Genomic DNA, 25,496 nt, shown 5'->3' on the forward strand with positions numbered 1-25,496 from the left:
GTTATTCGGCTGTGCTGTACACGCTCGATCGAAAGTGAGTTTGTTTTCAGGGTCACCGAGATGTGACTCAGAGGGCGAAGCTATGGCCACCCAGACAGAAACTCCATTCACAACAGCTGGCGCGACAGGCAGCCGCGCACACGAAGGTTCCTGGTTTGCGGTCCACACGCGCGCCCGCCATGAGAAAAAGGTGGATACTCTGTTGCGCGGCAAGAATATCGATACATTTCTGCCGGTGGTCAGTAAAGTACAGCGATGGAGCGATCGCAACAAAAAAATACAGTTTCCTTTGTTCCCTTGTTACACGTTTGTGTACATGCCTTCTTCTGCGGAACAATTTGTCAGAGTACTTCGGACTCCAGGAATCGTGCGCATCGTGAGCTCCGGCTGCGAACCGTTACCGATACCTAAGGAGCAAATCACGAGCATCCGTCTGTTGCTCAATCAAAATGTCCCATATTGGGAGCATCCCTTTCTTTGCGCCGGCCAACGTGTGCGCGTTCGCGGAGGCTGCCTGGATGGAGTCGAAGGCATACTGTCCGAAGTGAAGTCAAATCGCACCCTGGTGATCTCCGCTGATCCAATTCAGCGTTCCATCGCGATTCGCGCTGACGACTACGACGTAGAACCTATCTAGTACTGAACACCTGATAAAGCCCTGCCAAACAGCAGGGAGCCAAAGAAATCCAGTACCCAGAACATGGCAAGCATTCCCAGCGGCGCTCCAGATTCCCTTTCCTTACTTCCGGATGTAGCAGAAACGGCCTCTCTGCCCATTTCTGTTGAGCCGCCGAAATCCGGCACGGGATTGTCGTTGGTTGCCGCGAACAATTCGCCAGAGGGAAGCGTACGCTGGCGAGAAAGTTCTGCTGGTAGTCCTATTGAATTTTCTCCGATTGCTATTGATCTGCTGTTTGCTGCAGTAAGCGCGTCAGTTATGTTCCACATTAGTACCAGCAACAGCGCAATCAGCTTTTCGTTGCTGAATCAACTCCGCGCGCTGCTGATGCTGTATGTGGCTCTGACACTTCTGTGCGCTCATAGCTTGGGCTTGTATCGGCTGCGGCGTCGGAACATCGGGGAAACCCTGGCGATCGCCAAGTCTGTTGGCCTTGCCTCGATGGTCTGCGGAGCATTTGTTCTGTGGGCCGGCCAGCCTCTTTCTCTGCCGGCAATCGGCTGCATGGGAGCGATGAATATTGGCGCATTCGCCGCGTGGCGGGCATGGGGTCGGCACACCGCCAGTCACCGTGTTGATACGGGCACAATGCGCAACGTGCTGATCGTTGGCGCCAATGCCTCCGGGACCGCCTTGGCGCACTCGATCTCGGCGAATCCGCATTGGGGGTTCGTTGTGCGCGGGTTTCTCGACGATCGCGCGCATTCGAACGGAATTCGAGTGGCTGGAACTGTGGCTCAGTTGGCAGAGATTGCGCGGGCGGAGTACATCGATGACATTTTCATCGCACCCCCTTATGATCGCGCACTCGTCTGGAAACTTACCGATCAGGCACGCCGGAATCACTGGAATGTAAAAGTAGTTCCCGAATTTTGGGAGCCGGCAATGGTGCGTCCACAAGTCGAGCTCCTGGGAGAGTTGCCGGTCTTCTCACTGCATCGTGAGCCGATTCCCGCAGTCGCACTTTTTCTAAAACGCTCTTTGGACGTGATGTTATCGCTCTGTGCCGCACCCATCGTAATTCCTCTTATTGGTGCTCTGGCGTTGCTGGTGAAACTGGATTCACCCGGCCCGGCCTTCTATTGCGCGAGCCGAATTGGGAGAAGAGGACGGAAATTCTGTTGCTGGAAGCTGCGCACCATGATCTCCAACGCGGATGAGATGAAAGAGGAACTTCGAGCCAGGAATCAGAGGTCAGGACCATTCTTCAAACTATCGTTTGATCCACGTATCACACGCATAGGCCGGCTGCTGCGCAAGAGCAGCCTCGACGAGATACCTCAGCTCTGGAATGTTCTTTGCGGAGACATGAGCCTGGTGGGCCCGCGGCCGCATCCAGTAGACGACTATGAACGCTACCAGCTCGAACATCGCCGTCGCCTGCAGGTGCGTCCGGGCATTACTGGACTGTGGCAGGTTAAGGCGCGACGAGACCCTTCATTCGATCTCAATATGGCACTTGATCTGACATATATCGAGAACTGGAGTCTATGGCTCGACTGCAAAATTCTTCTGCAGACCATCCCAGTCGTTCTCCGAGGAACTGGACAGTAGATCTCGAATACGCAACGACGCACATCGTCAATCCACTTCTCAACAATTCCCAAGCCAAGCTGCAAAGCAACAGGAGTTTTATGACGGCTACCGCCAATGCAATCAGCCTATTCGAACCACAAATCAGTTGTGCCGCTGAGTTTTGCTTTCTGGATCAAAGTGCAATTCTCGCCGCGGGCATACTCGACATGCATCGAGCCTTCGACGTCATTCAGGAAGCGCTCATTCTTCTCGAATTAGGAAAATGCGTACAACCGCACAAAGTTGTTCTGCGCAGCGAGGAAAGTGTTGAGAGCGAAAATCGAGGCCGCTTCAATGCGTTGTTTGCATCGATTAAGGGACATAGACCGGCTGTCGGAATGAAGTGGATCGGGAGTTTTCCGACAAACCGCTCTTTAGGATTGCCGCGAGCTAGCGCAGTTATTGTGCTGAACTCGCCGGAGACGGGTTTTCCTGTCGCGATCCTCGATGGGACCCTGGTCAGCGCCATGCGCACCGGCGCGATGACCGGTCTTGGGGCAAAAAATCTAGCCGCAGGTTCCGTCCATAAGATCGGCATGATCGGAGCCGGTGTGCAAGCTCGCACTCAGATCCTCGGGTTGATTTCCGCTCTGCCCGACATTGAAGAAATCGCTATATTCAATCGCACTCAGGAACACGCCGAAGCGCTCATCGAAGAATGCCGCGAGCGCTGGCAAGCTCCTGTGGTGAGAGCCAGCAGCATACCCGCTGCTCTGGCCGACGCCGATGTGGCTTTAACCATTACCACGGCCGGCGAACCTCTTATGCGCGCCGAGCACATCAAACCTGGCGCGCTCAGCATCCAGCTCTCCGGACACGAGTGCGAATTCGAAGTGATCCGGCAATCCAGCAAATTGATCGTCGACAACTGGGAAGTCATCAAGCATCGCGGCATCATCACGCCAGCGATCATGCATAACCAGGGTTGTCTGGCAGACAGCGACATACACGCCACATTGGCGCAGGTGATGCTAGGCGAGAAGCCGGGGCGGGAAGACGATCGCGAACGCATCCATTTCGCGCATATGGGAATGGGTGTTGAGGATGTAGCCCTTGGTTGGGACATATTCTGCCGCGCTTCTGAAATGGGAATTGGGCAGAAGCTGAAATTGTGGGACACACCTCTCTGGTCTTGAGTTCGAGATCGCCAAATAAATCACAACGTATGAATTTGCAAACTTCTGTACTGAAATTCCGAGTCGCATGGGGCATGTTGACGCGAAGGCCGCTGCCGGTGCGACTGCGTCATGAGTTTAACCTGTGGGCGGGCAACGGGCGTGGGGAGCGGATGGAACGCGAACATCTGCCGTTTGCCGATCGAATGTTCAATGCTATCCAGTTCACACCTGACGCCCGCATCTTGGATCTCGCGTGCGGAGAAGGATGGGCCAGCCGGCTCCTTGCGGGCCGAGTTGGCCCCAGCTGTCAGATCGTTGGCATCGATATCGCCGACGGGATGATCCAGCGGGCCTCCTTGAAGAGCGCCACCTTTCCCAATCTGAGCTTTCGGTGCGGACAAGCTCACGCGTTGCCCTTTACTTCGAACTCCTTTACGAACGCGTTTTGTATCGAATCTTTTTATTACTTCGAAAACCAGGGAATGGTGCTGCGGGAGCTCATGCGCGTACTGCAGCCGGGTCGAGAATTGTTCCTGCTGTTCTGCCTCTACAAGGAAAATCTTGGATCGCTGGAATTCCCAGATTGGGTTCGAGTACCTGTGCATCTGCGCAGCATCTCGGAGTACAAGCACATTCTCGAAACTGAAGGTTGGGAAGAGGTAAAGACGCAGGAGTTCATATCCGATACTGCATCGCCAGAGCATCCTGGCTTCCATGATCGCGCTTTGTTCATTCGTGCTAAGAAACCGCGGTGATTGATGGCTCCGTCTAAAACTGAGCATTCCAGCAAGCATACGATTGCGAACATCGACAACTCCACCCCAGCGGTAGTGCTCAAGTCGGTGGCGCATGGGGGACTCGGAATTGTGCGCAGCCTGGGCCGGCTGGGAATCCCGGCGTATACGATCGAGGCTAGTCCTTGGACTCCGGCAATTTACTCGCGCTACAACCGGGGCGTTGTAAAGCTGGACGTCGAGACCGCACCTGCAGCCCAGGCTCTCGATCAACTGCACGAATTCGCAGAAAGACTTGGCACGAAGTCCGTCCTTATCCCAAGCACGGATTACGCTGCCATTTTCATCGCCGATCATGCGGAAAAATTGAGGCGCTGGTTTCTCTTCCCGGAACAGTCTTCAGACCTCCTGAGCAAGCTTTACAGCAAATGGGAAATGTATCTGCTAGCGAAGCGAATTGGAGTACCGACGGTTGAGACCCTGTTGCCGCGCACCCGGGAAGACGTGCTGCACTTTGCCCAAACAATGAGATTCCCTGTCGTCCTGAAGGCGATCGATGGAACGCGCTTGAGTCGCTACTGTGGGAAGAAGATGTTCATCGTGCATCGCATCGACGAGTTGCTCCACCTTTATGACTCGCTCGAGGATCCAGTCAGTCCAAACTTGATTCTTCAGGAATACATTGACGGTGAAGACGACTCAGTTTGGATGTTCAATGGCTACTTCAACCAACGCTCGGAATGCATAGCTGCATTTACGGGCAAAAAGCTGCGGCAGTGCCCTGCGTTCAGTGGTTATACGTGCCTGGGTGTTTGTCTGGCAAATCCGGTGGTCCAGGAAACCGCGACTCAATTCCTGAGAGCTCTCAACTATAACGGGCTCGTCGACATCGATTTTCGCTATGACCAACGTGACGGCCAGTACAAGATCCTCGATGTAAACCCTCGCATAGGAGCTACTTTTCAGCTGTTCACTGCCCAGAATGGGATGGACCTCGTCAGACTCTACTATCTCGACGTTACCGGACAGAGAGTACCCCCGGCGGCTATCAAGGAAGGACGAAAGTGGATTGTTGGCGACCTCGATGTAGCTTCCTCTCTGCGTTATCTAAGGGCGGGTCGCCTCACCCTGTCGCAATGGCTGGGTTCATTGCAGCGCATCGAAGACACTGCCTACTTCGCCGCAGATGATCCCCTTCCAGTTCTTCTTCGGGTTGCAGATGACGCTTGCGAATTCGTTCGCCGTGCCTGTAACGGGCTCCTTCGCATTCGTCCACAATCACACCCGCACGTCGTTGCAACAGCATCGGGAACGTTGGCAGGCGATTCGGAACCGGAGGCCGCGTGATCCCGAACTTGAATAACTCAACTCCGGTGGTAATCCTGCGCTCGATTGCTTACGCGGGTCTTGGCATCGCGCGCTCACTGGGACGGCTTGGAATCCCCGTCTACACCATCGAAGGTGTACCTAATTCTCCGGTATTCAACTCGCGATATAACCGCGAACCGTTTATCTGGAGCATCGATGACAAGCCCGAACTGGAATCGATCGAGTTCCTGTGTGAGGTAAGTAAGAAGATTGATGGGAAGCCGCTCCTCATCCCAACAACCGACTACGCGGCAATGTTTGTTGCCAGAAATGCCGGACGCCTGCGCGAATGCTTCCGGTTTCCGGAACAGCCGGAAGGACTGGTCAGGTCGCTCTGCAGCAAGAAGGAAATGTATCTGCTCGCCAAGCGCATGGGGATCCCCACTCCTGAAACCGTCTTCCCTCAGAACCTGAACGACGTGAACGCATTCCTTCGTCGTGCAGTCTTTCCGGTGATGCTCAAGGCCATCGATGGCACCCGTCTGTGCGAGCAAGTAGGCAAGAAGATGTTCATCGTGAATTCCGCGCAGGAGTTGTTGGAACTTTACGGGCGAGTGGAGGACACAGCAGAACCGAATCTCATGTTGCAGGAGTACATTCCCGGCGGCGAAGACAGCGTCTGGATGTTCAATGGTTACTTCAACCAGAACTCCGACTGCCTGGCGGGATTCACCGGCAAGAAGATTCGTCAGTGTCCCGCCTACACCGGCTACACCAGCCTTGGCATCTGCGTCAGAAATGACACGGTGGATTTCCTCACGCGATCATTCATGAAAGCCATTGGATATCGCGGCGTACTCGATATTGGCTATCGTTACGACGCGCGCGACGGGCAATACAAGGTTCTCGACGTCAATCCCAGAATCGGCGCCACCTTCCGCCTTTTTGTCGGCAATAACGGACTGGATGTTGCTCGCGCTTTCTATCTCCACATGACAGCGCAGCAAGTCCCGGCTACGCACCTGTGTGAAGGGCGGAAATGGCTAGTCGAAGATCGTGATCTGAGTTCGTCACTCCGCTACTGGCGTGATGGCAAGCTAAGCGCCCGCCAATGGCTCACATCATTTCGCGGAGTTCGCGAGACCGCATACCTGGCGGCCGACGATATGCGTCCGGTATTCGGCAGAATCAAGCGAGTGCTTGCCTCTTCCACAAGGCGCCTTTGCGTGCGTGTGTGCTCGAAACTCTTTTCCGTATCGTCCCATGCTGGGAACACTACGTCCGTCACAACCGATTCCGCCAAAGCCACATAGCTCTCAAGCGGGAGCGCTGTTTATACCTTCTGTCAAGCGGGCGCGCGCCCGCTGCGAGATCACATATGTTTGACGGTGAGACCGGATCGATAAAAGCCTTAGCGGGCAAAGGGTCGATTGCCATCATTGACCAGGCATTCATTTCAGGCTCGAATTTTCTGGTCAGTATTCTCCTGGCGCGTTGGGCTTCGCCTGAGGAATACGGGGCTTTTGCACTGGCGTTCGCGGTATTCCTCCTGCTGTCGCAATTGCAGCAATCGGTTTTGCTCGAGCCGATGAGCGTCTTCGGAGGCGCTTATTCAGGCTCGCGGTTGAAGCGCTACTACGGCTCGCTGCTCCATATGCAGAACGGCTTGCTGGTGGCGATCACGGTGCCGCTGGCTCTGTCGGCTCTCATAACTCAGCAATTTGCGAGTGGGCAGCAGTTGGGAGCTGCTTTGTGGGGTGTCACGCTCGCCTCTCCGTTTGTGATGTCGCTATGGATGGCGCGACGCGCCTTTTACCTCGAGCATGCTCCCGGACCTGCTGCAGGTGGAGCTGTTGTGTACACGGTGGTGACGATCGGGGGATTAATCGTTGTTCGTCGTCTGGGAGAGGTCACCTCTTTCATGGCGTTTGTCGTGATGGGAATTGCGGCTTTGATCACCACAGCCGCAATGTTCTGGCGGTTGCGTCCGCAGTTCCATCGTGAGCCGGTGGATGCGAGCTTTCGAGTCGAATGTGGACAGCATCTGCGCTATGGAGGTTGGGCACTCGCTGGGGCTCTCGCGATGTGGGTACCGCAGAACATCTACTATGCGGTCCTAAGTGGAACTCAGGGGATCGCGGCCGCTGGAGATATTCGCGCGCTTCTGAATCTATCGCTGCCATTGCAGAGAGTCGCGCTGGCTCTAGGTCTGCTGTTACTGCCTTATACAGCTCGTATCCACTCTGAGCATGGGCAAGAAGCGGCAAAGGCATTTACTCGTAAGATCTGCTACCTGTTCGCAACTGGATCAGTGCTTTACTGGATCTTCGTGCTGGGCCTGCGCCATCAGCTTTTTCAGCTCTTGTACGCGGGCAAGTACACTTCGCTCATTTCATTGCTCCCCTGGATGGCGTTGTCTTCAGTTCTCAGCACTGTAATCTTCGCCTTGGTAATTGCATTGCGGGCCATGCGGTCTCCTGCTTCAGTTTTTTACGCTTCTGCCGCCTCCGGAGTGATTGCGATCGCAATTGGTATTCCCGCTACCTGGCTATGGGGAGTTGCCGGCGTGATCTTCAGCTTCATCATTGCGAACGTTGTCACGTTGATCGCGACCTGGTTGCTGATGAGGAGAGGAATCGAATCGACAGAGATTGCGTCTCCGGAGGAGCTTGAGCCAGCAGCCGCTTTCAGCCTGAACGCAATTCCCGATGCCAAAGCCTCTTGATTAGCCAACCATGCTTTTGCAAAACCCATTGAATCTTCGTTCCTCGCAAGGGTCTTTGAAGATGCTGGCGACGCTCGTCCTTGTGGGTAGCGCGACGGTATTCCTGCTGGCGGTGCTCCCTTTTTCGTCGCTCTCCGGTGCTCTGGTTTTCACTAGCGTTGTCGGAATCTGCTTTTGTATCGGATTGATCGCGTGTTTTGGTCGAATGAGATTCCGCGAAAACCTCACCTTCGTGCTTGGAATTTATTGCTGGTGGTTCATCATCATTTCCGAGCAGCTGTTCGTTCGCAAGGGACTTTCGGAATCGAGCCTCGAAGGTAGCTTTTCGAGCTCCGCTTATGGTGAGGTCTTTGTCTGGATACTACTATTTATCGTCATTTCGACCGTACTGGCGAGGCGAGGACTTACTGCAAGTGTCTTCAAGGGACAAACGAAATGGCTGCTGATGTTCGTCGTGGTGGCTATCTTTTCCTGCGCATATTCCCCTGCTCCTCTGTTTGCTCTGGCATGGGCTTTCAAGCTGCTGGTGGCTGTGATGATCCTCATAAGTTGCGCTGGTGAACTTAACAAAAACGGCAATCATCTGACGCTTTGGAAATCACTCTACTGGGCCTATGTAGTTCTGGTATTCGTACCGCTGGCGAGCACCCTTACGCATCCGACAAGTATTTTCGGCTGGCGCGGATTTACAGGCGACCAACCCCCGGAGTTTCGCCTCAACACCAATATCCACCCTGTAGATCTGTCCCAGCACGCGGGCTTGCTTGTCATTCTGGGAATCACGTTGCATGCTCTGGACCGTCGGCGCGGCCGGATGGTGGTGTCTATGCTGGCAGCGGCGGTGATGCTTTTAGCTGTGGGAAAGGCTGCGATCCTGTCCTGTGTCGCCTGCACTCTGTTGTTCTTCTTATTGCAAAAACGCATCAAGACAGGCGCCGGATGGCTGCTGCTGGTAGCGACAGCGGCAATACTGGTATTTTTTCTCACGCCGATCGGTTCTTACTTTCAGGATTATGGCGAACATGAAAGAGTCGACACGCTCACGGGTAGAACAGAATTGTGGGAGCTTGCCGTGCCGGCAATTAAGGCAAGTCCCATTCTGGGACATGGCTTCATGTCTTCGAAATTCATATCTGAATCGGTAGATCTGGATTGGGATGCCGGCCAAATGCACAACGCATTTCTCGAGGTTCTCTATAACAACGGATGTATCGGCCTATTGCTCGTACTCGCGATGAATGCATGTATCATACGCAACCTCTGGCGTGTGCTCCGGAACAGTCACGAGCCTGGCTTGCGCACCTTGGCTTCAGGCTGTTTCGCCCTGTACAGCTTTCTACTGCTGAATGGTTTCGTCGAACCCACTTTTGGTGGACGCCCTTCCTGTGTCTTCTTAGTCTTTGGCGCATTGCTCGTGTTGAGCGAAGGCCTGCGCAAGACTGCCGTGCCCGAATCTCCAGATGTGCGTGCTGCTGTGGTTCACTACTCTCCGGTTGAGGCTTAGACGATCGTGCCACAAACGCTGGTAACTACAAGTTGGGACGACGGGCATCCGTTGGATCTGCGCGTCGCTGAGATGCTTGTCCGTCATGGAATGACAGGTACATTTTTTGTTCCACTCCGTAATCAGACTCATCCTCGTCTCAGTGCTGGTGATTTACGTAGTCTCTCCGACGGCGGTTTCGAGATCGGCAGCCACGGTATGCTGCACCGTAATCTGTTGGCTGTCCCGCGAAGGGAGCTTCGCTGGGAAATCGCGGATTCCAAAGTGGAACTTGAACAGCTCATCGGCCGTCGGGTACGGCTCTTTTGTTATCCCATAGGCAGATATAACTCGGAGATCACCCGTGAAGTCGAGCATGCAGGTTATGACGGTGCCCGTACAATTCGCATGCTTTACACGAAGCCGGAGTTCCACTCGCTGCATATTCCCACGACGCTGCAGGTTTATCGCCATGCTCGTTCTGCGTATCTGAGGAATCTGTTGCGGAGAAGCGGAGTGCGCGATCTCGTCGACTACTGCGTGTCGTTCCGCAATTGCAATTCGTGGGTAGAGCTTGGATGTCGCCTCTTCGATCGTGCGCTCCGCGAAGGCGGCGTCTGGCACCTATACGGCCATTCCTGGGAGATCGACGAGCATGGCCTCTGGGGAGAGCTCGAACAGATGTTGCAATATGTCGCCGGTCGCCCCGAAGTTCGATATGTACGAACAGTCGATACTCTTTCGTCGAATTCTGTTTGCCTTCCGCAAATTGCCTGAATCAGCGGTCCCGAAGTGAAAATCCTTACCGCTCACAATTACTATCACTATCCTGGCGGCGAAGACGTCGTCTTTGCTCAGGAGAAGTCGCTACTCGAAAAGCATGGGCATCACGTCTTCAGCTACGAACGCAGCAACGATGAGTTAGAGTCCAAGGGCGCGCTGCCTCGCGTGCTGGGAGCGGCTGCGGCGGTTTGGTCGCGCACGACCTACTCTGAGTTTTCGCAGCTTTTGAGACGGCTGTCGCCCGATATCGTGCATGTACACAACACGTCTTTGGTCATATCGCCTTCTGTCTTCTGGGCGTGCAAAGACATGCAAGTTCCGGTGGTGCACACAGTGCATAACTACCGGCTGCTGTGTCCCAACACTGCGTTCTATCGCGACGGCCATCCTTGCGAGAGTTGTGCCGGAGGAAACATGTGGCATGGCATCGCGCGTGGTTGTTATCGTTCCTCGCGCCTCGCTACGAGCGTTGCCGCCTCTGCTGTTGCCTACCACTGGCATCGCGGAACGTGGACGCATGCCATCGATCGCTGCATTGCACCCAGTAATTTCTTACGCGAGAAGTTGATCTCGGGCGGACTAGCTCCAGAGAGGATCACGGTCAAACCGCATTTCGTGGAACCCGATCCCGGAGTTATCAGTCATCGCGAGCGCTATGCCATTTTCGTCGGACGGCTCTCCCCGGAAAAGGGAATTGCAACGATTCTCAAAGCCTGGGAGCAGCTCGGAGATATTCCGTTACGAATAGTCGGTGACGGACCGGAGCGCGCCGAACTCGAAGCTGTCTGCCGAGAAAAGAAACTGAACGTGCAGTTCACCGGGAACGTTCCTCGCATGCAAGTATTTACTCATCTACAGCGCGCACGACTTCTCGTCTTTCCCAGTATTACTTACGAGAGTTTCGGAATGGGAATCATCGAAGGCTATGCGTCTGGAGTGCCTGTGGTCGCATCCGATCACGGCGCCATGCGGGAACTCGTGCAGAACGGACATACTGGCCTCCGCTTTCGACCGGCGGACGCGGATGACCTTGCCCATACGATCCGCAGTCTGTGGCCGGATGAGGAAGCGCTGGTCCGTATGGGCCGAAACGCTCGCCAGGAGTTCGAGCGCAAGTACACGGCAGAAGCAAATTATCGCGCTCTCATCGCGATCTATGAGCACGTCCTAAGCATTCGCAATTCGTCCGTTGCTGTCACCGCCCCAGCTGCCGCGTAGCCAAGGTTTGAAAGTCATTTTCGCTAGAAGTTCAGGAGAATTCACATGAGTCTCGCAATTATCACTGGCTCTGCCGGTTTGGTGGGATCGGAGGCAGCCGCCTATTACGCTTCGCAAGGTTGGGATGTAATTGGCATCGACAATGACATGCGCAGCTACTTCTTCGGCGCCGAAGCCTCGACGCGATGGGTACGCGAGCGCCTCGAAAACAAATATCGCAACTATATCCATCGCGAGGTCGACATCCGCAACACCGAAGAGATATCCGGAATCTTTCGCCGAGCCGGCAACGAAATCGATCTCATTATTCATGCGGCAGCGCAGCCCTCGCATGATTGGGCGGCCACCGATCCCGTCACCGATCTCGCCGTCAACACAAATGGAACCTCCTCGTTGCTCGAGGCCACGCGTCGTTACTGCCCGGATGCCGTGTTCATTTACATGTCGACGAACAAAGTCTACGGAGACACACCCAATTCTCTGCCTCTTATCGAGCTTGATTCGCGCTGGGAGATCAATCCATCGCATGCCTACACAGAGGGAATTCCGGAGACGATGTCGGTAGATCACACCCTGCATAGCCTGTTTGGAGTCTCGAAGCTCGCGGCAGACATGCTTGTCCAGGAATATGGCAAGTACTTTGGCATGAAGACCGCCTGCTTTCGGGGCGGATGCCTCACCGGACCAAACCATTCCGGAACGCAACTGCACGGCTTTCTCTCCTACCTGATGAAGTGCGTCGTCTCTGGAAACTCGTACAAAATTTTCGGCTACAAGGGAAAGCAGGTGCGCGACAACATTCACAGCGCCGACCTGATTCAGGCCTTCGACGAGTTCTATCGCGCTCCCCGCAGTGGCGAGGTTTACAACATGGGCGGCGGGCGCTTCAGCAATTGCTCCATGCTCGAAGCAATCGCAATGTGCGAAGAGATCTCAGGCGAAGAGTTAGATTGGGAATATGTAGACACTCCGCGCAAGGGCGACCATCAATGGTGGATCAGCGACTGCTCCCGATTCCGTTCTCATTTCCCGAAATGGGAACAGGAGTACGATGTGCGCCGCATTCTGGAAGAAATCTACGAGGCGAGTGTGGAACGCGTCCCCATGCTGCGCGCCGCTTAGTCTTCAATAACGCCCAACCATCCTGAATAACTTCATGATCAATCGAGGCAAGCACAACCTTTTGGGCATTCTCATCGACGCTGTGGATTACGAAGCTGCGGTGGAGCGCGTTCTGGATGCAGCACGCGAGGGTCGGGGCGCCGCAGTATCTGCTCTCGCGGTCCATGGCGTCATGACCGGTGCTCTTGATCCAATACATCGCTATCGCCTCAACCGCTTCGACCTGATCGTTCCCGATGGGCAGCCGGTTCGATGGGCCCTCAATCTTATGTATGGCACCAGGCTTGAAGATCGCGTGTACGGTCCCGAGCTCACGCTTCGCGTCTGCCAGCGAGCAGCAGAGGAGCAAGTGCCGGTCTTCTTTTATGGGAGTACCGAACCGGTGCTTGATCGAATGCAGAGCAATTTGGTGGAGCGTTTTCCCACACTTCAAATCGCCGGCGTGGAGGCTTCAAAATTTCGCCGGCTCACCCAATCGGAAGCGATGGACTTGAGCACGCGAATTCGCCAATCCGGAGCAGCCATAGTATTTGCGGGACTCGGCTGCCCTCGGCAGGAAACGTGGGCATACGAATTCCGCGATCTTTTGAGTATGCCGATCCTCGCCGTAGGCGCCGCATTTCCGTTCATCGCCGGGGAGCTGCGCCAGGCTCCGCCGCGGCTGCAGCGAATCGGAATGGAATGGTTTTTCCGACTCTGCACCGAACCCAAACGCCTCTGGCGACGTTATGCATTTCTGAATCCTGCGTACGTGGCATTAGTGGTCATGCAGTGCGCGCGACTCAGAAGCTTTGATACACAAGGACTGATGCCGGAATCGACCATGCTGTTCGGATAAGCCGCAGCTTCGAACCCTATGAATAAGCCACCCATCTGGGTGGCTTTTTTTTTGCTCGTGAGTGTTGGACCGGATGTAACTTCAGTTGAGGGATTCGTTCTATTCTGCCGGGTGAAGCGCTCCGTCATCCTGAGCAGGTGACCCAACCCAATTCTCGATATGCGATCTCGATGATCTTCCTGGTAATTCTCGCCTTCTTCATTGGCTGCGGCGACAGCCAGAAGTCCACCACGACGACATTTTCTTCACCGCAGACGCCATCCACTCCATTCTCGACGTCCGGCGTGTCTGCGCAATATTTCGGGATGCACGTGCACGACATTGCAAACTGGCCGTCGATTGCATTCGGCTCATTGCGCCTCTGGGACGCAGGTGTGACTTGGCCCAGTTTGGAACCAACCCAGGGGCAGTGGAATTTTGCCAAGCTCGACGCAATTGTCTCCAAAGCCCAACAGAACAACGTCGACGTGTTGATGGTTCTCGGACTTTCCCCGCAATGGGCCTCGGCGCGACCGACCGAACCCTCAGCCTACCAGCCCGGCAATGCCGCCGAACCTGCCAATATTCAGGACTGGCGCGACTTCGTCCAGGCAGTTGCAACCCGTTACAAAGGACGCATTCACGCGTATGAAATCTGGAATGAGCCTAACGATCCGACATTCTTTTCAGGAACGCCGGCAAAGATGCTGGAACTCGCAACTGAGGCTTACAAAATTCTGAAGCAAGTCGATGCAACGGTAACGGTGTTGTCTCCCGCAGCCACTGAGCAAGGCGGACTCGCATGGCTGGATCAGTATCTCGCAGCCGGCGGCGGCGCCGTAGCCGACGTAATCGCTTATCACCTCTACGTTCATCCCAATCCGCCGGAAAGCATGCTTACGCTACTGGCGCAAGTGAAGTCCACCGCCGCACAGCATGGCCAATCCTCGAAACCGATTTGGAACACGGAAACCGGATGGCACTCGCCACCAACCTTCACTCAGGCCGATGAAGCGGCTTATGTTGCCCGAGCCTATCTCTTGGCTGCCAGTGGCGGAGTCGGCCGCTTTTTCTGGTATGCGTGGGATGATCACGATTGGGTAAGTTTGCAGCTGACCAATGCCGACGGCACTTTACGTCCTTCCGCACAGGCATTTGCGGTAGTGAGAGGCTGGATGATGAATTCCAACGTTCCCACTTGTTCCTCCGACGCCGGCGGCACATGGATCTGCTCCCTGTCGCAGGGAACCGTCACGTCACATGTGGTTTGGAATCAGAATGGAACTTCCACCTTTTCCATTCCTCAAAGCTGGAATCCGACTGTAATGATCGACGATGCGGGACAGCGCACGACACTCTCTCCCGCCCTGAGCGATATGCAAATCAGTCCTGCGCCCGTGTGGTTAGGACCCAGCTAGGTTTCTCCACGTCTATTGTTGAGCGCCGCGGTTCCACAGAATGAATGCTTTGCCGGCGGTATCTCCATGACGTCCTACCCAGCAGCTATCACGACACGAATAAAGATGTCGCGGACGGAAAGCTTCGGCCTCGCAGAGAAATATTGAGCTAACCGCGATCTAGCGGGGCCACGGCGATTGAAACTTTCAAAGAAATCACGCTTACACGACGTCGGTGACTCAGCGCGAATCGAAGCCCACTCTCGCGCAACACCGTCGCGCGAAGGTGGGACAGTCGGTCTCGAATGACCGATGCGGCTGATTTTGTTGGCTTTTCAGATAGTGCTTATTGTATGCAAGCAGTGGTCATCGCATGATCGGCATCCATCAGGATGTTTGAGGATGTAGCCATACCGCTGGCGTCCACTGCAATCCGCAATGTTCCATTCATTGTGAAGGTGCCAGCCTGTCCAGCCCATACTGAATGGAACGGCAGATCGTAGCTCGACGCGACAGTATTGTAGGTCTGGTTCGCCTCGAGGTTCAGGTTATATCCGGGGTCGGTCGTACTGTTGTGGAATATAACGTGGACCGTGGCCTGGGTACCGTTCTGCTGGTAAATGATCTCGGTGGAACCGGGGGCATTCACGATTGACTGATTGTTATCGCAGGCGTTGTACCAGGCAATTCCCCCATCCAAGGTCGTCTTGCCGTTTTGAGCGGTCATTGTGCCGGTAAGCGCGAAGACCACACCCAGAGCGAACGTGAACACTAAAAGCTTTGCGCTTCTCATGAATTCCCTCCTTCTCGGCGGGGATTTCCGAGCACGCGAAATGATTACACGAAGCGGCCCATTTTGGGACTAGACCACTTCAAACCAAAGTCGTCTGCCTTTGGTGGCGCATGCGATGCAAACACTCTTCCATCCCATCGCCTTGCTCGAGATCGAGCACTTGCGTCCTGATGCAAAGGTCTACAGCCGGAAGGACATGTCCTTTAGCGCACAAAGCCGAACCCAGACGGTCTTCATGGAATGGGACGGAGAACACATTTGAAAGCGTGCCTCACTCATGCCGCAACGCCGTCATCGGATTCAGCCGGGCAGCGCGGAGCGCTGGCCAGAAGCATGCCAGTAGACCGGCTGACACAAGAATCAAAACCACGACGCTGAACGACAGTGGATCGAAGGGAGAGACTCGCCAGACTTGTTCACGAATCAGGCGGGCTGTGGCGACGCTGCAGAGGAGTCCGATGCAGGCACCTGCAACAAGTAGTTTGGCGCCGTCGCCGAGGATCGTTCCTGCGACGTGGCGGAAGTTGGCTCCGAGAGCGATGCGTACGCCGATTTCGTGCGTTCGCGTTGATACCAGATGCGACATTAATCCATACACTCCTACCACCGCCAGCAACAAGCCAAGGCCGCCGAAGGTGGCGAATAGTGCCAGATTGAAACGTGGCTGCGACATGAGCTCCTCGCTCAATGCGGCTTCCATCGTACGCACGTCGGTCACGGGCTGGTTCGGATCGAGGGAGGAGATTTGGTTCCTGACCTCTGCCACGACTGGCGAGGGATCTCCCTGAGTGAGCACCATAACGCGACTTGCGCGTCCGAGAAAGGTGAATGGAATGTAAAGCTCCGGCGTGACCGCGCCGCCGCCCTGCCAGCCCCAGTCGAGCGTGTCTCGTACTACCCCGACGATCTGGAATGAATCCTCCGACGCATTGGAAGGCGGAGTCTTGAAATCGGGAATGCGGATCATCCGGCCGAGCGGATCGCGTCCGCTGAAGTAGCGGCGCACGAAACCCTGATTCACGAGCGCGAATGGCCGCTGCGCCTCGACATCTTCGCGGGTGAACAGGCGTCCGCTGAGCAGCGGGATGCCGGCGACGGTGGTGTAATCGGCATTGATCTGATGGAGCATGACGCGCCGGTGATCGGTCTGCGAGCTGCCGTCCACATCTACCGGCAGCCGCCAGTTTCCAAAAGGATGCATCGAGGTGTTGAGCGCGACGGCTTCTACTCCGTGCGCCGACTGCACATGTTCCAGCAGCTGCTCGAGGAACTGATCGCGCTTTGTCAGGTCGGAATATTGCTGCTCGTTCACGGGAACGCGGAACGTGAGCAGATGGTCGTGGCGGATTCCCAGATCGGCACCCTCGACCGCAAGCAGGGTGCGGACCATGAGCGTCGCTCCCATCAGGAGCATGAGGGAGAGCGCAATCTCGCCGACAACGAGCGCATTGCGAATCCAGCGCTGCCGCAGGTTCGATGCCCCGCCGGTGTCGCGATCTTTGAGCGCCGAAACCAGATTCGTGGTCCAGGCCTGCAGCGCCGGAACCAGTCCGAAGAGGAGCGCTGTAAGTACCGAAATGGCACACGCAAAAGCCAGCACAGGAACGCTCATCGCGATCACGGCTTCGTCCGGAATCGTCCCTGCAGGCACGATAGCGATGATGGCTTTCAATCCGCCATAGGCGAGCAGTCCGCCAAGAGCGCCACCCAGAATTGCCAGCAGCAGGCTTTCAGTCAGAAGCTGCTGGATCAATCGCGATCGCTTTGCGCCGAGGGCGATACGCACCGCCATCTCTCGCTGCCGTGAGGTCGCCTTGGCCAGCAGCAGATTCGAGACGTTGGCGCAGGCGATCAGCAGCAGTAACGCGACTGCGCCGAGCAGAATCAGCAGTCCCTGGCGAATGTCACTGGGAAATGTCTCCTTGAAGGAAAGCAGGCTCACGCGGAAGTTTTCCGGGAACTGTTTTGGATCCTGTCGGCGGAGGTCCGCGATGATCGGCCGCAGATCGGCGTCGGCCTGCGCCTCGGTGACTCCGGGCTTGAGGCGTCCGAGAAGATGGACGCCGGTTACGCCTTCGATAACCTTGTCGCGTTGGTAAACGATGGGGAGATACACGTCGGCTCCGCGCCACATGAATGGACGCGGCATGACTCCGACTACGGTGCGAACTGCGCCGTTGAGGTTCAGCTCGGCGCCGAGCACCTTGGGATCGCCTCCGAACTGACGCTGCCAGAAGCGGTAACCTAGCACGACTGCGGGCGGCGAGTCAGGACGAAAATCGTCGGGCGTAAGCGCTCTTCCCAAAAGGGGAGGAACGCCGAGCGTGGAGAACGTATCGCGTGTAACGAAATTGCCGCGCAGCCGCTGCGGCTCGCCTTTGCTCGTCCAGAGAATGTCGCTGATCGTCGATGCGATGGTGCTCGAAAAAATCGTGTTCCGCTCCGCGATCTCGAGAAATTGTGAAGGCGTGTAATAGAGACGTCCGCCGTTCTGGCCGGGCTCGGAGACGCGGACGCTCATGAGCGTGTCGACGTCCTTGTAGGGAAACGGATTCAGCACGACGGCGTAAACCACGCTGTACACCGCAGTGGTCGCTCCGATTCCAAGCGCCAGTGTGGCCACGGCGACAGCCGTGAATCCGGGAGACTTCCTCAGCAGGTGAAGGCCGTGTCGAAGATCAGAGAAGAACGAGTTCATGGAGCGTCCTCCACTCATAGGACTCTCGACGTGGCAACTATAGCTTGGGAAGCCAACCAGGTGCACGTGGGATCAAAAAAACGGGATGAAGGCTTCGCGTCTACGTTGCCTTGAGAAGTGGACATCAACCTGACTGGCATATTTTTCTAACCTGAAGCCTTCTCCGTTTTTCCCGTTTCAGGTTTGCGTTTTTGGCGCATTTTGAAAGCGCGCGAAATTCGGTCTATCGTGGGCCTACTCACAGGCACCTCTGGCGACAGATGAAGGATCAGAGCGCCGCATATCAGCACGAACCCGAGCCTTGGCGCGACAAATGCCACTAGCATTGCAGTAATAAAAAGCGCGAGGACAATGAGTGATCGGCGCCTCGCAAGGCGTCTTGTGTGCTTCGGCATTTGCACCGCCTCAGCGCTCGCCAACACCTCGCGCTCGAAAACGTTGTATGCGATGTCGATACAGACGAACAGTCCGGCGTAGAACACCATGGGAGATGACGCGAGCGCGGTGCGCGCAATCCATGCGGTCGCGAATGGCAGGAGCGACACCATGAAGAGATGGACGAAGTTAATCCATATCAATCGCAGGGTCGGCGGACCGGTGAACCGCATCAGGTAATGGTGGTTGATCCAAATAATAGCGATAAAAAGATAGCTGACCGCATAGCTGATGGCTGTCGGCCACAGAGGCCATAGCGCAGAGAACGTAGGTTCATCGGGTGCTTTCAGCTCCAGCACCATCACGGTCACGATGACCGCGAAGACGGCGTCTGAATACGCAGCCAGCCGATGAGCGGTTTGCCTTTCGTCGCGCATACCGTCGCATCAGTTTACTTGGACAGACTCCCTGATACATCCCTTGTAGCGCCTTGAACGACGCTCGTAGTGCTGGTTTCGCAAAATCTATGCAGGTTGGAGCCTTGTAAACTGCTTCGAGAATTTTTCTGATCCCTTGTCGATTTCCACATACCTGCGCGTCGTATAGATGAACCCGGCAAAAATGGGAATTCTTAAGACGAATGCAAGGAGACGACAATGAGCAACTCTGTGAAACCGATTCCTGATGGCTACCATACCGCCACTCCGTATCTCACGTTGAAAGATACCTCTGAAGCAATTGATTTCTATAAACGGGCGTTTGGCGCCGTGGAAATCTTCCGCATGAATGGTCCGGACGGAAAGATCGCCCATGCCGAAATCAGAATTGGCAACTCGCCCCTGATGCTCGGTGATGAATCGCCGTGCAGTGAGGCGAAGGCGCCGGAGACGTTGGACGGAACCACTTTGGGGATTTTCCTGTACGTGGACGATGTCGATGCATCATTCAAACGGGCTCTCGATGCCGGCGCTCACCAGACGGTGCCGCTGCAGAATATGTTCTGGGGCGATCGCTTTGGCCGATTGACCGATCCATTTGGACACAAATGGATGTTGGCGACTCATGTCGAAGACGTCTCTCCCGCGGAGATGGAAGAGAGAATGTGCGCCGCCGCTGCTGCGAAGTAGGTCTGAGTTCCAGACCAATGTGGGAAAGCGGCGGAGAGGTTCTGATCTACTCCGCCGCTCGGTCTGGACTCGCCATCGCCCCGCTCCCCTCTGATTTAAACTAGGGCGCTCTACCTTGAATCGGAGTCGGCCCTATGTCACGCATCCTGCTTTCCTGTTGTCTGGTTTTCTCATTCTTTGCCAGCGCGCAAGTTCCTTCCCACAAGAACGCCGGGCCAGTAATGCCGATCAACAAGTACGCTGCACGCAATGACTGGTGGAAGCACGCGGTCGTCTATGAGGTCTATCCCCGCAGCTATGGCGACTCGAACAACGACGGCACCGGAGACCTGAACGGAATCACAGAGCATCTCGATCATCTGGCAAAACTGGGCACTGATGCCATCTGGATTACTCCGTGCTTTCCCTCTCCGCAGGTGGATTTCGGCTACGATGTCTCCGACTATCGCAATATCGATCCACAATACGGCACGCTGGCCGATTTCGACCGCCTGGTGGCGGAAGCCAAGAAGCGCAAAATCAAAGTGATTCTCGATTTTGTCGTGAATCACACATCCGACAAGCACCGCTGGTTTTTGGAATCGGAGAGGTCGAAGACGAACCCATATCGGGATTACTACATTTGGCGTGACGGCAAAGGTCCGGGCAAGCCGCCGAATAATTGGACATCGACTTTTGGCGGTCCAAGCTGGACCTATTCCGGCACGACCAGCCAGTGGTACTACCACTTCTTCTATCCGCAGCAGCCGGACCTGAACTGGCGCAATCCAAAAGTTGAGCAAGAGATGTTCGACGTCACTCGCTTCTGGTATCGGCGCGGCGTTTATGGTTTTCGTCTTGATGCCGTCGATACCCTGTTTGAAGATCCAAACCTCACCGACAATCCGCCTCTGCCGGGAACGGACGCCTACGGCATGCCGTTGCAGCAGCACATTCACGACAAAATTCCCTCAGAGGTCCACGCCGAACTGCGCAAGCTGCGAAAAGTCGCCGACGAATTTCCCGGACGCGTTCTGATCGGGGAAACCTGGACCGACACGCCCGAACAACTCGCCGAGTACTACGGTCCGAATAACGACGAGCTGCAGATGCCGATGTACTTCAACTTCACCAAGGTGAAGAGCCTCGACGCCAACGAGTTTCGACAGAAGGTCGCGGCCATCGAGGCCAATCCAGTGCATGGATGGCCGGTGTACGTGCTTAGCAATCACGATATCCGCCGCTATGTCGACCGCTACGGCAACGGCGAGAACAAAGATCAGATCGCCAAGCTGATGTCCGCACTCTATCTAACGCTGCGCGGCAGCGCCATCATGTATTACGGCGAAGAGATTGGGATGGAGAACAATGATCCTAAGCGCGTCGAAGATGTGAAAGATGTGATCGGGAAAAAAGGATGGCCGAAAGAGATCGGGCGCGACGGCGAGCGCACGCCGATGCAATGGAACGCTTCAGTGAATGCCGGATTCAACAAGGGCGCCAAACCCTGGCTGCCGGTGGATGCGAACTATCCCACTCACAATGTTGCGAGTGAATCGCAGGATCCGAATTCAGTTCTGAATTGGTATCGCCAGCTCATCAAGCTCCGCCGCAGCAATGCTGCGTTTTACGAGGGCAGCTATGTCTCGCTCACTGACACCGATCCGAACATCATGGCGTACCTAAGAAAAACGCCGACAGCGCAGGCCGTGGTGATCCTCAATTTCTCCGCGCAGCCGCAGACGATTGCTTTAGACAGTTCCAAAATAGGAACATCAGCGGGAACAGTGCTCCTGTCCACGGATCGCCAGCTAAAACGAGTTAACTTGAGGAAGATCCAACTGGCTCCTTACGGAGTGGTGATCGCCACCGCGCAACCGCATTTATCTATCCGCAGTACTCATTAGAGTGGGTCGTCAAGTCCAGCGGTGCACTCTCTTTCAATGTTGCGGATGCAAGAGCTTTCAATCTCCAAACGAAACGGCGGTTTCGGTCCCGTAGTTCTTCCGCAGTTCGGCGATCAGCAGCAGCAGTTGCTGCAGCTCGTTTGCGTTTCGCCTGTCTCCATTCAGCTGGCGTGAATTTTCCGCATGACTCGATGGCGGCAAAGGACTCTCCTGCATACAGCCTCACAAAACCGAGGTTGCATTACTCGGCCAATTTTTTGGATTTCGTTCATTTACATAAGCGGAAAAATTCGCACGAGTGGCTCATCCCGCCGCGTGAGGTTGTAAAAATTTACACACGGCCGAGGCGATCAGGTTGAAATTTGATCAGCCAAGCGACTGCAAACCATTGACTTACGCAGAATTCACCAGATACTTTATCCCTCGGAGTAAGGGCCCGTATGTCTGCGGCACAGGATCTTCCGTCGGATGGCCTGAGCCAACTTCTTATCCGCTGGACCGATGGCGACAAGGAAGCGCTCAAGTCGCTGGTCCCACTTGTCTACATCGAGCTTCGCCGCTTGGCGCACAATCGTCTACGCCACGAGCGGGACAACCACACTCTGCAGACCACAGCTCTGGTCCATGAAGCTTACGTGAGACTCGCGGAACATCCGCCAAACAACGTCTTCGATCGCAAGCACTTTCTCGCTTTGGCGGCGGGAATCATGCGACAGGTGCTCGTTGATCACGCGCGCGAAAAGCAGGCACAGAAACGCGATGGCGGTGTACAGATCGAACTCGATTCCAAAATAGGTCCTGTGGCCGAGCGCCCTCTGGACGTGCTCGCGATCAACGAGGCTCTCACAAACCTCGCGAAGCTCGACGCACGCCAAAGCACCATTGTGGAACTGCGCTTCTTCGCCGGTCTCTCAATCGAGGACACCGCCGAGGTACTAGGCATGTCGCCCGCGACGGTGAAACGCGACTGGATCACCGCGCGCGCATGGCTTCTGCAACAGATGACGGTCGCCGGGCAGCCCAAAGGCCGGGGAGCAGCCAGTGGCCAGTGAAGCGGCACGACAGCAATGGACGCCGGAAGGCTGGCAGCATGCCCGCGTTTTGCTCGCCACGCTGATCGAACTTCCTCCGGAACAGCGAGCCGCATTTCTCGAAAGCTCGTGCAGCGACGATGCCAACCTGCGTCTGCATCTTGAAGATCTGCTGCGGGCGCATGAAGCGACTGAAGCTCAGCATTTCGAAAAGTTTTCCGAGGAGCTTGGCTCGAACCTCGCGGCAGCGGGATTCGTTCAGCCGGTAATCGGGCGCAGAATCGGTGCGTATCGCGTCGAAGCAGAAATCGGACACGGTGGGATGGGCAGCGTCTACCGCGCGGTTCGCGCCGACGAAGCATATGAAAAACGAGTCGCGATCAAGCTGGTTGATCGCGGACTTTCTCGGCGCAGCGCAGAGCTCTTTCGTCATGAACGCCAGATCCTCGCGAATCTCGAGCATCCGAATATTGCGCGCTTGCTCGATGGTGGCACCCATGAAGACGGGTCGCCTTATTTAGTGATGGAGTTCGTCGAAGGAGAAACCATCACGCGATACTGCGACAGCCACCGCCTCTCGATCGAACAGCGACTCGCGTTATTTCAGAAGATCTGCTCGGCGGTGCACTTCGCTCACCAGAACCTTGTCATTCATCGTGACATCAAGCCGGCAAACATTCTCGTCACCCCCGAAGGGGAGCCCAAGCTGCTGGATTTCGGGATCGCGAAGATAGTTGGCAACGATGCCGAGACGCAGACCATGGGCGCGATGACTCCCGCCTATGCCAGCCCGGAGCAATTGCGCGGCGAACTGGTAACGACTGCTACCGACGGCTATTCACTCGGTCTGGTGCTCTATGAATTGCTCACAGGCCGCTATGCCTACGAGCGCTTTACTTCTCCCGCACGTCGTCAGCAGGCGATTCTTCAGGATGATCTTGAGCGCCCAAGCCAAGCGGTGAAGCGTGCGTCGTCTGATCAGTCGCTATTGAGCATTGGCGCTCTGCGCCAACTCACGATGGAAAAGCTTGCGCAGCGTCTGGGCGGTGATTTGGAGAGCATCGTCGCCAAGGCTACGGCGAAGAGTCCGGAGGCACGCTACAGTTCTGTCGCGCAATTCTCTGAAGATATTGCGCGTCACTTACGCGGCGAAGCTGTTATCGCGCACCAGAATACGCTGGTCTATCGCTGGGTAAAGTTTGTGCGCCGGCATAGAGCGGGAGCAGCGGCAGCCGTGTTGGTTTGCCTCTTGTTTATGGTCGGCTTGGCTCTCGTGGTGCGCGCTGACCGCAAAGCTGAGGCAGAGCGCGCGATGGCGGAGCGCCGATTTGATGACCTGCGCAGCCTTGCCAGCTCTTTGATGTTCGAAATACACGATTCCATCCGAGACCTTCCCGGCGCGACTCCCGCGCGCAAGCTCGTTGTAAGTAAGGCGCTGCAATATCTCGACACGCTCTCGAAAGATGCGAGCACCGATCTGAGCCTGCAGCGTGAACTTGCGACCGCATATCAGCGCATTGGCGACGTACAGGGTGGGTCAACGGATGCAAATTTGGGAGACACACAGGGAGCCATTGAGAGTTACAGGAAGTCGTTGCAGATTCGAGAATCGATTGCGCGGATGCGGCCGCATGATCCACAGGCTAAAGAAGAGTTGGCAGACATTTACGATCGCGTCGGGTCGATGGCTGCGAATGCGCGCGATTATCCGCAGGCGCTGGCCAGCTACGGCAAATCCTTAGAGCTGTTGCAGCAGTTGCCCAATGCGAAGACGAACCCGCGCATCCTCAATCAGGTCGCAGGCGATTATTACTATCTCGGAATGGCATTATCAGACAGCGGCGATTCTGCAGGAGCCGTGGAAAACGAGCTGCGGTCGATTTCAATTCGGGAATCTCTCAAGCCGAAGGATGCGCGCGCACGGCAGGCGACGCAACTGCGCCTGGCCGGATCCTATGGAACCGTTGCACAAATGCTGCGCGATCAGCGGGATTTCGATCGTGCGCTGCGATATCAACGGAAGGCTGTTAGTACCATCTCGGAACTGGCCGCTTCGGAACCGCAGAATCAGACTTACCTCAGATACCTCGGCCAGGGAAATATGTATCTCGGACGCATCCTCAACGAGATGGGAGACCCTCGAGGAGCTCTGACTGCCTATCGCAAAGGCGCCTTGACACTTGAATCCATTCGCCGCGCGGATCCGCTCAATGATTCCGTGTTGCAGGACCTCGCCTACTTTTATGCGCAACTCGGCGAACTCGAGATCAACGAGGGCGAGGTCAGCTCAGGTGTGAAGCACCTTCGAAGCGCTACCAGCACCTGGGACAAGGAAGTGCGTAACGATTCTTCCGATAAGAGCGCTATTGCTGCTCGCGGAGAAGTCTACCTGGAAGCAGGCCGGGCATACTCTACATTAGCTCTGCGGTCGAAGAGCCTCGCGCAGACGCGCCAACTCTGGCAACAAGCTCGTACGAATCTTCACGAAAGTATGAAGATGTGGAAACAGCTCGAGTCTCAGCACGCAGTAATTTCAAACGAGCGAGATGCTCCACAGGCGACTGCTAAGGCTTTGGCGAAGTGCGAGCGAGCACTGGCCCAGCTCAGCCGTGGTAAATGACGCTTCC

General features: G+C 55.7%; 22 protein-coding genes. 18 read left to right on the forward strand and 4 right to left on the reverse strand.

The window, feature by feature from the left end:
* The first annotated feature begins 82 nt into the window (after nucleotides 1-82).
* Nucleotides 83-637: a UpxY family transcription antiterminator gene (locus tag VFU50_20745; GenBank protein ID HEU5235297.1), complete on the forward strand. Its 555-nt coding sequence runs from the start codon at nucleotides 83-85 to the stop codon at nucleotides 635-637.
* Here VFU50_20745 and VFU50_20750 read toward each other — a convergent pair.
* On the reverse strand, nucleotides 634-948 hold the full coding sequence (locus VFU50_20750) for a hypothetical protein (protein ID HEU5235298.1): 315 nt from the start codon (nucleotides 946-948) through the stop codon (nucleotides 634-636). The two genes, VFU50_20745 and VFU50_20750, sit on opposite strands and share 4 nt — an antisense overlap.
* Here VFU50_20750 and VFU50_20755 point away from each other — a divergent pair.
* The 12 genes from VFU50_20755 to VFU50_20810 all read left to right on the forward strand — a co-directional run bounded on the left by VFU50_20755 (nucleotide 938) and on the right by VFU50_20810 (nucleotide 14,980).
* Nucleotides 938-2,233 (forward strand): sugar transferase, encoded by a 1,296-nt coding sequence (locus tag VFU50_20755; GenBank protein HEU5235299.1) that lies wholly within the window; start codon nucleotides 938-940, stop codon nucleotides 2,231-2,233. The two genes, VFU50_20750 and VFU50_20755, sit on opposite strands and share 11 nt — an antisense overlap.
* Nucleotides 2,234-2,313: 80 nt before the next feature.
* Nucleotides 2,314-3,390 carry a hypothetical protein gene (locus tag VFU50_20760; GenBank protein HEU5235300.1) on the forward strand — a complete coding sequence of 359 codons (1,077 nt, stop codon included), beginning with the start codon at nucleotides 2,314-2,316 and terminating at the stop codon, nucleotides 3,388-3,390.
* Between the two features lie 29 nt (nucleotides 3,391-3,419).
* Entirely contained in the window at nucleotides 3,420-4,127 is a 708-nt protein-coding gene (locus tag VFU50_20765) for a class I SAM-dependent methyltransferase (protein ID HEU5235301.1), read from the forward strand.
* Between the two features lie 3 nt (nucleotides 4,128-4,130).
* Nucleotides 4,131-5,453 carry an ATP-grasp domain-containing protein gene (locus VFU50_20770; GenBank protein HEU5235302.1) on the forward strand — a complete coding sequence of 441 codons (1,323 nt, stop codon included), beginning with the start codon at nucleotides 4,131-4,133 and terminating at the stop codon, nucleotides 5,451-5,453.
* Entirely contained in the window at nucleotides 5,450-6,727 is a 1,278-nt protein-coding gene (locus VFU50_20775; GenBank protein ID HEU5235303.1) for a hypothetical protein, read from the forward strand. Before VFU50_20770 ends, VFU50_20775 begins: the two co-directional genes overlap by 4 nt.
* A 65-nt stretch (nucleotides 6,728-6,792) precedes the next feature.
* Nucleotides 6,793-8,139, forward strand: a complete 1,347-nt coding sequence (locus VFU50_20780; GenBank protein ID HEU5235304.1) for a hypothetical protein — start codon at nucleotides 6,793-6,795, stop codon at nucleotides 8,137-8,139.
* A gap of 28 nt (nucleotides 8,140-8,167) precedes the next feature.
* Nucleotides 8,168-9,643 (forward strand): O-antigen ligase family protein, encoded by a 1,476-nt coding sequence (locus VFU50_20785; GenBank protein HEU5235305.1) that lies wholly within the window; start codon nucleotides 8,168-8,170, stop codon nucleotides 9,641-9,643.
* A gap of 6 nt (nucleotides 9,644-9,649) precedes the next feature.
* Nucleotides 9,650-10,399: a polysaccharide deacetylase family protein gene (locus VFU50_20790; GenBank protein HEU5235306.1), complete on the forward strand. Its 750-nt coding sequence runs from the start codon at nucleotides 9,650-9,652 to the stop codon at nucleotides 10,397-10,399.
* Nucleotides 10,400-10,414: 15 nt separating this feature from the next.
* Complete coding sequence (locus VFU50_20795; protein HEU5235307.1) at nucleotides 10,415-11,623, forward strand: glycosyltransferase family 4 protein; 1,209 nt, start codon at nucleotides 10,415-10,417, stop codon at nucleotides 11,621-11,623.
* 45 nt (nucleotides 11,624-11,668) lie between these two features.
* A complete protein-coding gene (locus tag VFU50_20800; GenBank protein ID HEU5235308.1) occupies nucleotides 11,669-12,745 on the forward strand; it encodes an NAD-dependent epimerase/dehydratase family protein in 1,077 nt (358 codons plus the stop codon).
* A 34-nt stretch (nucleotides 12,746-12,779) separates the two neighbouring features.
* Nucleotides 12,780-13,583: a WecB/TagA/CpsF family glycosyltransferase gene (locus tag VFU50_20805; GenBank protein ID HEU5235309.1), complete on the forward strand. Its 804-nt coding sequence runs from the start codon at nucleotides 12,780-12,782 to the stop codon at nucleotides 13,581-13,583.
* 170 nt (nucleotides 13,584-13,753) lie between these two features.
* Nucleotides 13,754-14,980, forward strand: coding sequence for a glycosyl hydrolase (locus VFU50_20810; protein ID HEU5235310.1), 1,227 nt, complete (start codon nucleotides 13,754-13,756; stop codon nucleotides 14,978-14,980).
* A 325-nt stretch (nucleotides 14,981-15,305) separates the two neighbouring features.
* On the opposite strand, the gene VFU50_20815 is transcribed toward VFU50_20810, so the two are convergent.
* Nucleotides 15,306-15,752: a hypothetical protein gene (locus VFU50_20815; GenBank protein HEU5235311.1), complete on the reverse strand. Its 447-nt coding sequence runs from the start codon at nucleotides 15,750-15,752 to the stop codon at nucleotides 15,306-15,308.
* A 115-nt stretch (nucleotides 15,753-15,867) separates the two neighbouring features.
* On the opposite strand from VFU50_20815, the gene VFU50_20820 reads away from it, so the two are divergent.
* Nucleotides 15,868-16,014, forward strand: coding sequence for a hypothetical protein (locus VFU50_20820; protein HEU5235312.1), 147 nt, complete (start codon nucleotides 15,868-15,870; stop codon nucleotides 16,012-16,014).
* 9 nt (nucleotides 16,015-16,023) lie between these two features.
* Here VFU50_20820 and VFU50_20825 read toward each other — a convergent pair whose 3' ends face one another.
* On the reverse strand, nucleotides 16,024-18,450 hold the full coding sequence (locus VFU50_20825; GenBank protein HEU5235313.1) for an ABC transporter permease: 2,427 nt from the start codon (nucleotides 18,448-18,450) through the stop codon (nucleotides 16,024-16,026).
* Between the two features lie 146 nt (nucleotides 18,451-18,596).
* Nucleotides 18,597-19,262: a TMEM175 family protein gene (locus VFU50_20830; GenBank protein HEU5235314.1), complete on the reverse strand. Its 666-nt coding sequence runs from the start codon at nucleotides 19,260-19,262 to the stop codon at nucleotides 18,597-18,599.
* Nucleotides 19,263-19,481: 219 nt separating this feature from the next.
* Here VFU50_20830 and VFU50_20835 point away from each other — a divergent pair, with 219 nt between their 5' ends.
* The 4 genes from VFU50_20835 (at nucleotide 19,482) to VFU50_20850 (ending at nucleotide 25,489) form a co-directional block, all read left to right on the forward strand.
* Entirely contained in the window at nucleotides 19,482-19,952 is a 471-nt protein-coding gene (locus VFU50_20835; GenBank protein ID HEU5235315.1) for a VOC family protein, read from the forward strand.
* A gap of 134 nt (nucleotides 19,953-20,086) precedes the next feature.
* Nucleotides 20,087-21,838, forward strand: a complete 1,752-nt coding sequence (locus VFU50_20840) for an alpha-glucosidase (protein HEU5235316.1) — start codon at nucleotides 20,087-20,089, stop codon at nucleotides 21,836-21,838.
* 440 nt (nucleotides 21,839-22,278) lie between these two features.
* Nucleotides 22,279-22,890, forward strand: a complete 612-nt coding sequence (locus VFU50_20845; protein ID HEU5235317.1) for a sigma-70 family RNA polymerase sigma factor — start codon at nucleotides 22,279-22,281, stop codon at nucleotides 22,888-22,890.
* A complete protein-coding gene (locus tag VFU50_20850; GenBank protein HEU5235318.1) occupies nucleotides 22,880-25,489 on the forward strand; it encodes a serine/threonine-protein kinase in 2,610 nt (869 codons plus the stop codon). The genes VFU50_20845 and VFU50_20850 overlap by 11 nt, the downstream gene beginning before the upstream one ends.
* Nucleotides 25,490-25,496: the final 7 nt, after the last annotated feature.

It is taken from the genome of Terriglobales bacterium, assembly GCA_035764005.1.
GTDB lineage: Bacteria > Acidobacteriota > Terriglobia > Terriglobales > Acidobacteriaceae > Gp1-AA112.